Consider the following 12,924-nt stretch of genomic DNA (forward strand, 5'->3'; position numbering starts at 1 on the left):
TCCTGGCGTGCCGGCGTCGGCGTCACCGTTTGCCTCAGGCCCTGCTCGGTCGTGGTCGAGCTCCGGCTGCGTGCTCACAGCCACCCCTCCGCACGCCACTGGTCGAGGAGGCTCCCGATCTGATCGCGAACGTTCTCCGGGAGCAGCCGGGACGGCGGGCGGACCGCCCGGCCCGCCAACCCGAGCTGGCAGAGCGCTTCCTTGACGACGCTGACGTTGTCCGCCGAGGCGTCAGCCGCCCGCAACTCCTCGAACACGCGAACCTGCTCCCACACCTTCATGGCCTTGCCGTAGTCCCCGCCACGCAGCGCTCCGAGCAGCGCCATCGACAACCGCGGCGCGACGTTCACCAGGCCCGACGTGAAACCCGTTGCGCCGGCAGCCCAGTAGCCGGGGGCGGACAGTTCGGCCAGCCCGGCGATCCAGGCGAACCGTTCAAGACCTGCGTCCCTGGCCACCGAGGCGAAGCGCATCGGGTCCGGTACCGCGTACTTCACGCCCACGAGGTTCGGGCACGCCTCGGCGAGCGCGGCGATATGCGCGCCCGTGACGTTCGGGTCACGGATGTACGGAAGCACGCCGAGTTCCGGTACTGCGGCCGCGATCTCGCAGTGGTAGGCGATCCACCCCTCGACCGACCGGTAGGGATGAGGGGGTTGATGCACCATCACCGATGTGGCGCCGCAGTCGTGGGCGTGCCGGGCGAGGGCCACCGCACTCGCGGTGTCGAGGCCGATGCCGGCCATCACCTCGGCGCGACCGGCCACGGCGGCGACCGACGACTCGACGGCACGGCGCATCTCGGCCGCGGACAGCGTGTAGAACTCCCCCGTGTTGCCGTTGGGGGTGACCACCTCGACGCCGTGCTCGATCAGCCGGGCGATCAGGGCGGCGTGAGTGTCCCAGTCCGCTTCGATCCCGCCGGGCCGGAAGGGGGTCACGGGTATGGCCACGACGGTCTGAAGCCGGGCCCGAAGCTGGGACAGGTCGTCCGGCATTGATATCGGCAGTGACATAGGTCGCCTACTCCGCTTCGTTTTCGGGGAAGTTGCACGCGACAAAGGCACTGATGTGACGGCGCATCAGGTTGCGGACCAGGTCGGCGTCGCCCGCGCGGGCGGCGGCCAGGATCGCCCGGTGTTCGCGGGCCTCCTCCCCCCACGAGGGCGACCGGGACCAGACCGCGCTGGACACAAGCGCGGTCTGGTCCCGGAGCTCGTCCAGCGCCTTGACCAGCAGGGGGTTGCCGCACCCGGCGTACAGCGCACGGTGGAACGACCGGTTGGCCAGTGATCGGTCACCGATGTCCTTGGCCTCGTCGGCGAGATCGAGCGCTTGCGCCGCAGCGTCCCAGTCACCACGTCCGGCGGCTGTCGTACGTCCGGCGGCAACAGGTTCTAGGAGCAGCCGCATGTCGTAGACGGACCGGGCGAGTTCCCGGTTCACCTCGCGAACCGCTGCCCCCTTGTACGGGCTCATGGTGACCAGGCCGGAGCCGGCCAGCGTCTTCAGCGCCTCACGCACCGGCGTCTTCGACACGCCCAGCGTCTCCGCGAGCTCCGCCTCCACGAGCGCCTGCCCGGGCTTCAACTCCCCGGTCAGGATCGAGTGCTTGATGGCGTCCAGCACCGCCTCGGTACGCGACGGCATCGCGCCCAGACGAGCACGATCAGGCATCAGGGCTTCAGACAAGTGCCAGCTCCAGGAACGGATCGGATCTCATATATGAAACGCCGATGACGGTAGGCCGCGCGCCGCAGGCGGTCAATGGTGGCGTACGAAACGATTCAAAATCCAGGACAGATGGAGCCTGGAGCCTGCTCGTCGGCTCGAGATCGGCACCGTCGTATATGACACCGACCGCGAACCTGCCCAGGCATCGTTCGCCAGCAGACCAAACCTGCTCAGGCACGACTCATCGGGGCACCCCGGCAAGCGGCTCGGGATCCCCGTTGGCCGTCAGCCACGCAAGGTGATCGTGCCGTGACCGGAGGGGACGGCACTATTGGGGGCGCGAGCAGCCCGCATGCGGCCACACCGGCGCAGAGGACGCCAACACGTCTGGCTGGGAGGACAGTTGCTACGCCTCGCGGGCTGTCCCCGCAGGCCGCGTTCGACCACACCCGGTTCGCGCCGGCGACCCTGTATGGGCTGGCGCATGACCAGTGATGCGGAGTTCGCGGATGAACTTGACGAAGCGGCCCGGGTGTTGTGTGTCTTCGGCGAGCAACGGCCGGCGGGCGGGACCGCTGGCGCGTACCTGGGCCGCCGCGTGCATGTGCCAGGCGGCCGGGCGGGCGGTGCGGTCGGCCGCGGTGACGGCGAAGCAGACCCTGCCCCCTGTCCAGCCCTCCCGGGACACCCCCGACGCGGCGGGGCCCATGCCACCCGAGGCTCGACCGTCTGTCTCCGCGGCACCCACCGCGCCGGAGGAGGGCCGGTCCCACGGCCGCGGCAGGAGGAGACCAGCGGCTCAACGGCTCCGGCCAAGGACGCGGACCGCGCTCGGAAGGCCCCGGCGAAGAGGGCGGCCGCCAAGAAGACCGCTGAGCCACAGCTGAGCCGCCGCTGGGTGATCTCCTCCTTCGCATCCTGGCCAAGCAGCCCGGCGAGCCGCGCACTGTCAACGAGGTCGTCAGCGCCCTGGAACAGGAGAATCCCAACCGGGCTCCGACATCAAGATCGTGCGCAACATCGGCCGTGGTGTGTCTGCGTTCGCCCCGTTCGCCTCGGTCAGATCGCAGCCGGGTACGGACTCAGCATCGGCCTGCTGATCTGCGCGGCGTTCTTCCTGCTGGCCACGACCACGTTGTTCTTCCTACCGAGCACAGGAATGCGGCAGGCTCCCGCGCGGAGCGGGTCCTCCGCGCTCCGACGCTGTGGACTGGCTCTGTTCACGAGAGTCTCGTGAACAGAGCCAGTGGACCGACACTCGCATCGGAGGCATGACTCAGGCACTCACGAACCTTCTACTATTCGTGTCACGACATGTTGAAGGCTGATGTCCTTACTTCCCACCGCACGTGCGCAGCGCATGCGCGGCCTCGCCCAGAGGGGCGGAGTCTGGACACCAGCCTTCAACCAGTCACCGGTCGGTGAAGCGGGGCTCGCGCTTCTCCAGGAATGCGGCCATTCCCTCGGCGCGATCCATGGTGGCGAACCGGCCGCGGAACAGGGCACGTTCAAAGCGCACGCCCTCGGTCAGGCCGGTCTCGAACGCCCTGTTCACCGCCTGCTTCGCCGCCAGCACCGCGGGTTTGGACTTGCTCGCGATCGTGGCTGCCACGGCGACGGCCTCGTCGAGCAGGTCGGTGGCGGGGACGATTCGGCTCACCAGCCCTGCCCGCTCGGCCTCGTGGACGTCCATCGTGCGGCCGGTGAGGACGAGGTCCATGGCCTTCGCCTTGCCGACGGCGTGGGCCAGGCGCTGGCTGCCGCCGATCCCGGGCAGGATACCCAAGTTGATCTCGGGCTGGCCGAAGACGGCGGTATCCGCCGCGATCAGGACGTCACAGAGCATGGCGAGCTCGCAGCCACCGCCCAGGGCGTACCCGGATACGGCAGCGACCAGCGGCGTACCCAGCTGCGCGAGTCGGTCCCAGCCGTCGAACAGTCGCTCGGTATCGGAGTAGTCCAGGGCGGCCATCTCCGCGATGTCCGCGCCCGCGGCGAAGGCTCGCTCGGAGCCCGTGACCACGATGGCGCCGATCTCGGGGTCCGTGTCGAAGGCCGACGCCGCCGCCAGCACCTCCGCCTGGACGGCCTGGTTGAGTGCGTTGAGGGCCTTCGGCCGCTCGAGCCGGATGAGACCGACCCCGGGCACGGGGACCTCGGTCCGGATCGAGGTGTACGGGTCGGGCGTGTGCAAGGCGGGGGTGCTCACGCTCACCTCGTCAGCACGATCTTCCCCGCGGTGTCCCCGTCGAGCATGGTGCGGAACGCCTTCTCCGCCTCGGCCATCGGCAACTTGAGGCCGATCTGCGGGGTGATCCCGGTGTGGGTGACGAAGCGCAGCAGATCGACGAGCTCGGCCCGGGTTCCCATCGTGGATCCCTCGACCCGCAGCTGGAGGAAGAACAGGCGCTGCAGGTCCGCGCCCGGGTTGGGGCCGCTGGTCGAGCCGCAGCAGATGATCGCGCCCCCGGGCCGCAGGGCCCGCATCGAGTGCGACCAGGTGGCCTCGCCGACGGACTCGAAGACCGCGTCGACCTTCTCTGGGAGCCGTGCTCCGGGTTCGAAGGCGGCGTGCGCGCCGAGTCGGCTGGAGAGCTCCCGCTTCGCCTCGCTCCGGCCGGTGACCCAGACCCGGAGACCAGCGGCCCGTCCCAGCTGGACCAGGGCTGTCGAGACGCCGCCGGAGGCGCCCTGGACCAGCATCGTCTGCCCGGGGCGTAGCCCGGACTTGGTGAACAGCATCCGGTAGGCCGTGAGCCACGCCGTTCCCATCACGGCGCCGTGGGCCGGGTCCATGCCCTCGGGCAGCGGGACCACGTTGCGTCGCGGCACGATCACGGTGTCCGCGAGCGTGCCTTGGTGCTTCTCGGTCAGCAGGGTCCGTCGGGGATCGAGGGTCTCGTCGCCCGCCCAGTCCGGGTCGCCGATCACAGGGTGTACGACGACGGGGGTGCCGTCGGCGAGGGTGCCGGCAGCGTCCATTCCGAGGATCATCGGGAACTGCTCGGGCTTGATTCCGACGCCGCGCAGCGTCCACAGGTCGTGCATGTTGAGCCCGGCCGCAGTGACCGAGACCGCGACCCAGCCGTCGGGAACTTGCGGCTCGGGTCGCTCCCCCACCACGAGGGAGTCGATCGGGTCATCGGGGTTCGGTTTGCTGGCGTAGACGGCGAACAAGGGTTCTCCTCTGCTCAGAGTCGTTCGAGGATGGTGCCGGTGGCCAGGCCGCCGGCACAGCACATGGTCAGGAAGCCGAGCTCACGGTCGAGGTCCTCGAGCTCGTGGAGAAGGGTGGTGATCAGTCGGGCGCCGGAGGCGCCGAGTGGGTGGCCGAGGGCGATGGCGCCGCCGCGGGGGTTGACCCGGTCCGGCTCGGGGCCGATCTCGTGCATCCAGGCCCCGACGACGGAGGCGAACGCTTCGTTGATCTCGATGACGTCGAGGTCGTGGATGGTCAGCCCGTTGCGTCCCAGGATCAGGCGGGTCAGGGGGATGGGGGCGGTGACATCATCAGCGGGTCGTCGCCCTGTACGAGGTGGTCCTTGATCCGGGCGCGCGGGCGCAGCCCGAGCTCGCGGGCTGTGTCGGCGCCCATCAGTAGCACCGCGGACGCACCGTCGGAGGTCTGCGACGAGGTCCCCGCAGTGAGTACGCCGTCGTCGGCGAACACCGGACGCAGCGCAGCGAGACTCTCGCGGGTGGTCTGCGGGCGGATGCCCTGGTCGGTGCGCACCAGGGTTCCCCCGGCCTCGATGGGCATGATCTCGCGGTCGAACGCACCGGCGCGGGTCGCGGCGTCGGCGAGCCGCTGGGAGCGGACCGCCCAGTCCTCGAGCTCGCTGCGGGAGAGGTCCCAATGTGCGGCGATCCGCTCGGCGGACGGGCCCTGCCCGACCAGGTTCTGTGCTTTGACCACGCCGTACCGGTCGATGATCTCGGGGGTGATGGCGTCGCCGTACTGCTCCTGCGCGCGTACGCCGGCGGCGAACGGAAGGCGGCCCATGTGCTCGACGCCAGCCGCCAGCACGATGTCTCGCGCCCCGGACGCGATCAAGGAGGCGGCCAGGTTGACGGCCTGTTGCGATGCGCCGCACTGGGTGTCGACGGTGCTCGCCGGGACTTCTACGGGCAGGCCGGCGTGCAGCCAGGCGTTGCGGGCCACGTTGGCGCCCTGCACGCCGATCTGCTGCACGCACCCGGCGAGCACCTCGTCCACCTGTGCGGGATTGAGCCCGGTGCGGTCGAACACGGCGTGGTAGACCGCGCCGAGCAGGTCATGGGGGTGCAGGTCGCGGAACACTCCTTTGTCCGGATGCCCGCGGCCGATGGCAGTGCGCGCGGCGTCGACGATAACGACGTCACGGTTCATGCGTTCTCCAGGTTGGTGTGAGCAGGTCGGAGTGGTGGGATCAGGGATCGGGCGGCGTCGAGCACTGCATCGATCGCGCTGGGATTGGCCAGGCTGTCGCGGCTGATCACAGAGTCGGGCTCCGCGCCCATGAGCAGGCGTTTGACCGGGACCTCGAGCTTCTTGCCCGACGAGGTGCGCGGCAGGTCGGCGACTGCGAGGACCTCGTCTGGCACGTGCCGGGGCGAGCACCCGCGGCGGATCGCCGTCCGGATCCGCGTAGTGAGCGCCTCGTCGAGAGGTACCCCGTCCAGCACTACGAACAGGACGATCGCTCCGTGGGTTTCGGGCCGCGGGATGTCCACGGCCACCGCGTCGGCGACCTCCGGTATCGAGGCCAGTGCCTGGTAGATCTCTCCGGTCCCGATCCGCACGCCGCCGCGGTTGATCGTGGCGTCGCTGCGGCCGGTGATGATCCCGGTGCCGCGCGGGGTGAGCTCAAGCCAGTCTCCGTGCGCCCACACGCCGGGAAAGTGCTCGAAGTAGCTCGCGCGCAGACGCTGGCCGTCGTCGTCGCCCCAGAACCCCAGCGGCATCGAGGGCATCGGCGCTGCGACCACCATCTCGCCGACCTCACCACGCAGCGGGCGGCCGTCGGGCGACCAGGCCTGCAGGTCGACGCCGAGGGCAGGCGGGCCGAGTTCGCCCCGGTACACCGGGACGTTCGGGGCCAGCCCGAGGAACGGGGTGACGATGTCCGTGCCGCCGCTGATCGACACCAGCCAGGTGTCCGCAGGGAACTCGGTGTAGACCCAGTCGTAGCACTCGGCAGGCAGGGGTGAGCCGGTCGACCCGATCGCGCGTAGGGCCGACAGGTCCCGTCCCGCGCGCGGCTGGGCCCCGTCTTTGCGCTGTGCTTCGAGCCAGGCGGCGCTTGCGCCGAGGACGGTGATCCCGGTGTCCGCGGCGAGCTCCCACAACGTGTCGCCGCCGGGATGGCCGTCGTAGAGCACCACGGACGCGCCGGCCAGCAGGGGGGCAAGCTGGATGTTCCACATCACCCAGCCGGTGGTCGTGTACCAGGCGAAGCGGTCCTCGGGGCGCAGGTCCAGCTGCAGCACGGCGGTTTTCAGCAGCTCCAGCAGCACTCCGCCGTGCCCGTGGACGATCGCCTTGGGCGGGCCGGTGGTGCCGGAACTGTAGAGGCCCCACAGCGGGTGGTCGACGGCCACGTCGACGAACTCCGGCGGCGCGTCCGGGTCGCCGGTGAAGCCGGCCTCCCAGCCGGTGCCGTCGAGCAGGCCGAAGCGGATCCGGCGGGCGCCGATGCGGTCGGCGATCTCCCGGGCCTCCTGCTCCCGGTCGACCGCGCGTCCTTTGTAGCGGTACCCGTCGACGGCGAGCAGGACGGTCGGGGCGATCTGGGTGAACCGGGCGACCACGGCGTCCGCCCCGAACTCCGGGGCGGCGGCTGACCAGATCGCGCCGAGGGACGCCGTGGCCAGGAACGCGGCGAGAGTCTGCGGGAGGTTCGGTAGGTAGGCGGCGACGCGGTCGCCCGCGCCGACGCCGGCGGCAACGAGGCCGTGGCGGACCCGTGAGGTCTCGCGCCGCAGGTCCGCCCAGGTCCAGGCGCCGTTCCCGGCCGCCTCCGAGCGGAACTGCACCGCCACCGCGTCCGGGTCGCGACCGGTGAGGACGTGCTCGGCGAACGACAGGCGCCCGCCCGGGAACCACTCCGCCCCCGGCATCGCCCGCGAGCCCAGCACCGCGGAGGGTTGGGCGTGCCAGCGGACACCGAGGAACTCCGCGGCCGACGCCCAGAAGCCTTCCAGGTCGTCGACCGACCAGCGCCACAGCTCGTCGTAGGTCGCCCAGGCCCGCCCGGCCGCCGTGGCGAAGCGGGTGAGTGCCGCGTCGCGCAGCCGGGCGGGGTCGGGTCGCCAGAGCACGTCCGTCACAGTGACCTCAACCCGCCTTGATGTTGTCCTGGGCGGCCTTCTCGCGCTCGGCGAAGCGGCTGCCCTCCACCTGCGGCGGCAGCACCGGGAAGTCGCGGTGGACCTTACGCAGGACCTCGATGGTCGATGCCTTGGAACGCGCGAACAGCGCCGGGAGGTCGACTCCGACCAACTCGCCGTCCTTCTTGACGTGCCTGCCGTCGATCCACACGTCCCGCACGTCCTGTGGGGTCGATTGGAAGATCACCCCGCCGACGGGGTCGATCGACGGTTGGCCGGTGAACGTCAGCGGGTTGCCGACGATCACGATGTCACCCTTCTTGCCCGGGGTGAGCGAGCCGGTGACCTCGCCCAGCCCGCAGGCCTCGGCACCGTTGATGGTGGCCCAGGCGAGGACGTCGTGCACGGAGGTCTGCAGGGACTCCGGCATCTGCCCGGCGCGGTTGATGGGGTCGTTCTGTGCGAACCGGTCCGCCGCGATGGCCAGCCGCATCTGTGGGACGAGTGAGCCCGAGTTGAGTGAGATGATGTCGCAGCTCAGGGTTGGCTTGATGCCGTGTCTGCGGCACTCGGCCATTACCGGCCAGCCCATGCCCATGTTCATCTCAGTCTCGGCGGCGATGGAGACCTTGCAGCCGGCTTCGCCGAGGTGGGCCCATTCCTGGCAGTCAAGTGCCACGCAGTGGATGTGCACCTGGTCAGGGCCGAGCAGGCCGGCCGCGTGCAGGTCTTTGATGCCGTTGGACAGCGGGGTGCCGAAGAAGCAGGCGGTGTGGAAGGCGATGATCTCGCCCTCCTCGCGGGCCGCGCCGATCTCCGCACGTGTCTGGTCGAACGGGACGAAGCCCAGCTCGTTGACCGAGACGCCGACGCGGATCCGCGACTGGTTCGAGTGCTGACGGACCAGCCGGTGGTAGTCCTTCACACGTTGGGCGTGGTCGGCGTAGCCCACCTCCGGCGGCGCGGAGTCGAAGAAGCCGTAGGCGAACACCGCGCGGATGCCGCTGTCGAGCAGGCCCCCGATAGCGCCGTCGGCGTGACCGGGGCTGTTGTTGCAGTGTGAGAAGTCGAGCAGCGTGGTGATCCCGGCGTCGACGGCTTCCAGCGCGCCGACCAGGTTGCCGACGTAGACGTCGTCGGCGGTGTAGTTCGGTGAGATCGCCATCCGCAGGGTGTTCATGTAGCCGCTGATGCTCATGTCGGCGCAGATGGCGCGCATCTGCGTCTGCCATGTGTGTCGGTGGGTGTCGACGAGGCCGGGGATGACCACCCGGTCCGTCGCGTCCACCACGGTCGCGTCGGGGGCCTGCAGGTCGCGGCCGACGGCCTCGATCGTGTCACCGGAGAGCAGGACGTCCCCTCCGTCGATCAGCCCGAGAGCGGGGTCCATCGTCACCACGTGGCCGCCCTTGATCAGGGTGCGGGTGCCCATATGCTTCTCCATCCATCGGTTGCGGTACGTCGTCGTATCCGGTCTTCCCACTGCGCAGGCCCACGAGGGCCTACTTGATCGCCAACCCGCTGAGTGGCGATCCCGAGGCCCCGCTGATCGGCAGCGGCGGGGCCACGAACTGGAACTCGTACACCCCGTCCGCGGCGCAGTGGCGGCCCAGCGCGTCGAGGTCGAAGATCTCGCCCAGGGCGAGCCCCATGTGCACCAGCGCGACGGTGTGCAGGGGCTGAATCTGAGCGATCTCGTTGGGGCGCACTTCGACGCCCCACGTGTCGGTCACCACCGCGGCGACCTCCTTCTCATACAGCCACGGGGCGGTGTGCAGCGACAGCCCCGGCGCGGGGCCGCCGGCGTAGTCGCCCCAGGCACCGCGGCGCGCGCCCAGGAAGCCGGTGCGGACCAGCACCGCGTCGCCGCGGCGCACCTCGACGCCCTCCGCCGCGGCGACGGCGTCAAGCTCGGCGGCGGAGATCGGGTGTCCCGGGTCGAGGCTGTCCACCCCGGCCCAGTGCGCGACGTCGAGCAGCACGCCGCGCATCACGTAGCGGGTGATACCGGCCTGGATGCCGTTGTGGCTCGACCCGTGCGAGGTCGAGAGCGCGGCCGGCCGGTCGTTGTACATCCGGCCGCCGTAGAAGATGTGGGACAGCGAGTCCCACTGTGTCCCGGCCTGGGTCGGGAGCATCACGACATCATCGGAGAAGCCGAACCCCTTGCCGGGCCCCCACGGCGTCTGCTTCTGGGCGCCGGCGGCGTAGTCCGCGCCCGAGGCCTTGACCAGGAGCTGGGGGTTCTGCCGGAAGCCGCCGTCCTGGCAACCGTCCTGGTCGTACGGCAGGGACAGGGGTACGACCTCGCCCTTACGAACAAGCGCCGCAGCGGCTCGGACCTGCTCGGGCCCTACGAAGTTCAGCGTGCCGATCTCGTCGTCGGGCCCCCAGCGGCCCCAGTTGCTGAGCCGGGAGATGTAGCCCGCCAGCAGCTCAGTGCCCTCGGGCACCGGAGTGGGGACCCGGACGGTTTCGGCGTGCGTTGACAAGCCAGGCTCCTTTGCGCGGCGGGCGGGTCTCTCCTCGACTGCTCGATCGTGCGGGTACCTCTGCTACCGGGTCCATGTGTGGGCGCACAACGCGTGCTGCTCTTCGTTGTGGCCGCCACAATGGCGTTGGGTGCATGGTCGGAGGACTCGATGACGAGGGGGCGAAATCCCATGGCCGGGAGAGCGCTGGAGTCGTTGGAGTCGCGCCTGCCCCGGTGGATGGAGGCGATGACCGAGAGCCTGCGCGCCATCAACGAGGAGCACGACCTCGACCAGGTACTCGCCATGATCGCCCGCCAGGCATGTGAACTGCTCGACCTGCAACAGTGCGCGGTCTACGTGCTCGACCCCGGATCGGGGACCTTCCGGATCAACGGCTCGCACGGCCTGTCTCCCGGCTACATCGAGCGGACCAACGTCGAGCCCATGCGGCTCGACGAGGCGACCGCGCGGACCGGCCCACCCACCGCCCGGGCCGCCCTCACCGGACGCCCGGTGTTCGTGGAGGACGTCTACGACGAGCCCGGTCTGGACCGCTGGCGGGCCAACATGGCCCGGGAAGGCCTGCGCGCCGTGGTCGCCGCGCCCATGCGGACCGCCGACAAGTCCCCCATCGGCACCCTGACCGGCTACACCCGCTCCGAGCGCGCCTTCGACACCGCCGCCCTCGACCAGCTCGCCCTGCTCAGCGACCACGCCGCGGCCGCGATCGTGGCCGCGCGCCGGCGCGACCGCGAGCGTGCGGCCATCGGTGCGCTCTCCGAAGCGAACACAGAGCTGCTCGCGCAGCAGGCCACCGTCGCCCGGCTGCGCGACCTCCAGCAGGAGCTGACCCGTCTGCTGCTCACCGACGTCGGTCTCGTCGGCATCGCCGCCTTCCTGGCTCGCCGCCTCGACGCCGAGATCACGATCGACGACGAGGACGGCATCGAGCTCGCCGCGTCCCCGCATGGGGCCACTGTGCAGCGTGACGTGCTGGCGGAGGCGGACGGCGCGGCTAAGCGGGTCGCTGCAGTACTGGACTCGGGACGGGCCACCGAGATCGACGTGAACGAGATCGGCGCGGGCACCCGTGTCTGCCTGGTGCCGATCCCGGGCTCGACGTCCCCGCGAACCAGGATGTGGGTGCGCCGCAGCCTCAAGGGCGAGCCACACACCGCCGCTCCCTTCGACGACGACGAACGCCGCGCGATGGAGGGCTGCGCGCTGCTGATCGCGCTGGAACGGAGCCGCCTGGAGCGCCGCGCCGAGGCCGAGGCCCGGCTCACGAAAGACCTGCTCGCAGACCTCCTCTCGCCCGCCGCGATGGTGCACGCCGACTCCGTGATGGCCAGAGCCGCCGCGCTCGGACACGACCCACGCGGGCACCACGAACTCGCGGTGTTCGTACAGGTCCCCGGCCGACCCCGCGGCACTCGGCCCGACACCGGGCGGCTCACCGCCGCCCTGCTCGACGCCACGCGCGACGTCCGCCCCCGTCCAGTGGTCGGTGCGGTCGGCGACGCCGTCGTCGCCCTGCTCCCCACCGCGGCGGACCCACTGCGGGACCGGCGCTGGGACCGCGCCCTTCTGACGTCACTGGTCGAGCGGGCGCGGCAAGTCACCGGCGGACGGGCGCGCTGCGTCGTGGGGGCAGGGCAGGTCGAGCTGGCCGAGGTCGAACAAAGTCTCACGGTCGCACTGCACGCCGCCCGGCTCGTCACCCCTGCCTCCCCGGAGATAGTCCGGCTCGCCGACTTCGGCGTGCACGGCCTGCTCCTCGAGTCCGGGACCAGCGAGCGCTTGATCCGGTTCGCCGAGGAGACGCTGGGCCCGCTCGTCCAGCTCGACCGCGCCCGGCAGAGCGATCTGGTGGCGACCCTGCGCGCCTGGTTCGCCGCGAACATGTCCACCCGCGAGGCCGCGGAACAGCTGTTCGTACACCCCAACACCGTTGGCTACCGGCTCAGGCGAGCCGCAAGAGCGGTCGGACTGGATCTGGGGCGCCCGTCGGACCTGCTGACCCTCCAGCTGGCCTTGCTCATCGATGAGATCCGGGGTGGCGTGTGCCTGTGAGCCGCGACGGTTCACCGGTCCGGGGCCACACCTCGAAGGGAGTGGCCCCGGACCGGGTTCAGAGGGCCGGTACGCCGGGGTCTTGAGCCTCGGCAGGCCCGTCCATCCGCGGGTCGAGGCGCGGAGCGCTGCCGCGCTCGGCACGGGCCGCCGCCAGGAAGGCGGCGCTCGACGCACACGAGGCGCAGATGGCGGCATGTCCGACGGTCGGGTCGCGGTCCATCTCGATCGCGACGTAGGACTTCGCGCACGCGTGGCACTGCACGCGCTCCTCCCAGACGTCGTCGACCTCGTCACGCGGATCGTGCGGGCGCGCGAGACGGTCCGTCGGGTTAGCGGAGGGCGGCTTGACCATCCGCCCCCCGCCGCGCTCATGGCGTTCCAGAACCCGGCC

The 12,924-nt window shown here is 70.6% G+C and carries 11 protein-coding genes; 1 reads left to right on the forward strand and 10 read right to left on the reverse strand.

The window, feature by feature from the left end; all coding sequences use genetic code 11:
* Window positions 1–74: 74 nt before the first annotated feature.
* From IEZ19_RS40960 to IEZ19_RS40995, 9 genes are all read right to left on the reverse strand, one after another.
* Window positions 75–1,016 (reverse strand): dihydrodipicolinate synthase family protein, encoded by a 942-nt coding sequence (locus IEZ19_RS40960; protein ID WP_189316475.1) that lies wholly within the window; start codon window positions 1,014–1,016, stop codon window positions 75–77.
* A gap of 7 nt (window positions 1,017–1,023) precedes the next feature.
* The gene (locus IEZ19_RS40965; protein ID WP_189316476.1) at window positions 1,024–1,650 is read right to left on the reverse strand and encodes a GntR family transcriptional regulator; all 627 of its coding nucleotides are present in this window, start codon (window positions 1,648–1,650) and stop codon (window positions 1,024–1,026) included.
* 1,435 nt (window positions 1,651–3,085) lie between these two features.
* Entirely contained in the window at window positions 3,086–3,841 is a 756-nt protein-coding gene (locus tag IEZ19_RS40970; protein WP_229841414.1) for an enoyl-CoA hydratase-related protein, read from the reverse strand.
* 44 nt (window positions 3,842–3,885) lie between these two features.
* Window positions 3,886–4,851, reverse strand: a complete 966-nt coding sequence (locus tag IEZ19_RS40975; RefSeq protein ID WP_189316477.1) for a zinc-binding dehydrogenase — start codon at window positions 4,849–4,851, stop codon at window positions 3,886–3,888.
* Between the two features lie 14 nt (window positions 4,852–4,865).
* Complete coding sequence (locus IEZ19_RS53195; protein ID WP_308429065.1) at window positions 4,866–5,168, reverse strand: hypothetical protein; 303 nt, start codon at window positions 5,166–5,168, stop codon at window positions 4,866–4,868.
* Window positions 5,159–6,043 (reverse strand): thiolase family protein, encoded by an 885-nt coding sequence (locus tag IEZ19_RS40980; RefSeq protein WP_308429063.1) that lies wholly within the window; start codon window positions 6,041–6,043, stop codon window positions 5,159–5,161. Before IEZ19_RS40980 ends, IEZ19_RS53195 begins: the two co-directional genes overlap by 10 nt.
* On the reverse strand, window positions 6,040–7,974 hold the full coding sequence (locus IEZ19_RS40985; RefSeq protein ID WP_229841408.1) for an acetoacetate--CoA ligase: 1,935 nt from the start codon (window positions 7,972–7,974) through the stop codon (window positions 6,040–6,042). The genes IEZ19_RS40980 and IEZ19_RS40985 overlap by 4 nt, the downstream gene beginning before the upstream one ends.
* A 16-nt stretch (window positions 7,975–7,990) precedes the next feature.
* Window positions 7,991–9,415, reverse strand: a complete 1,425-nt coding sequence (locus IEZ19_RS40990) for an amidohydrolase family protein (RefSeq protein ID WP_189316479.1) — start codon at window positions 9,413–9,415, stop codon at window positions 7,991–7,993.
* Window positions 9,416–9,485: 70 nt separating this feature from the next.
* On the reverse strand, window positions 9,486–10,475 hold the full coding sequence (locus tag IEZ19_RS40995; protein WP_308429064.1) for a cyclase family protein: 990 nt from the start codon (window positions 10,473–10,475) through the stop codon (window positions 9,486–9,488).
* A gap of 171 nt (window positions 10,476–10,646) precedes the next feature.
* Here IEZ19_RS40995 and IEZ19_RS41000 point away from each other — a divergent pair, with 171 nt between their 5' ends.
* A complete protein-coding gene (locus IEZ19_RS41000) occupies window positions 10,647–12,530 on the forward strand; it encodes a helix-turn-helix domain-containing protein (RefSeq protein ID WP_189316480.1) in 1,884 nt (627 codons plus the stop codon).
* Between the two features lie 58 nt (window positions 12,531–12,588).
* On the opposite strand, the gene IEZ19_RS41005 is transcribed toward IEZ19_RS41000, so the two are convergent.
* On the reverse strand, window positions 12,589–12,924 hold a 336-nt coding region (locus IEZ19_RS41005; RefSeq protein WP_229841409.1), incomplete at its 5' end, for a hypothetical protein.

This window comes from Streptomyces brasiliensis (assembly GCF_014647875.1).
Taxonomy (GTDB): Bacteria; Actinomycetota; Actinomycetes; order Streptomycetales; family Streptomycetaceae; genus Streptomyces; species Streptomyces brasiliensis.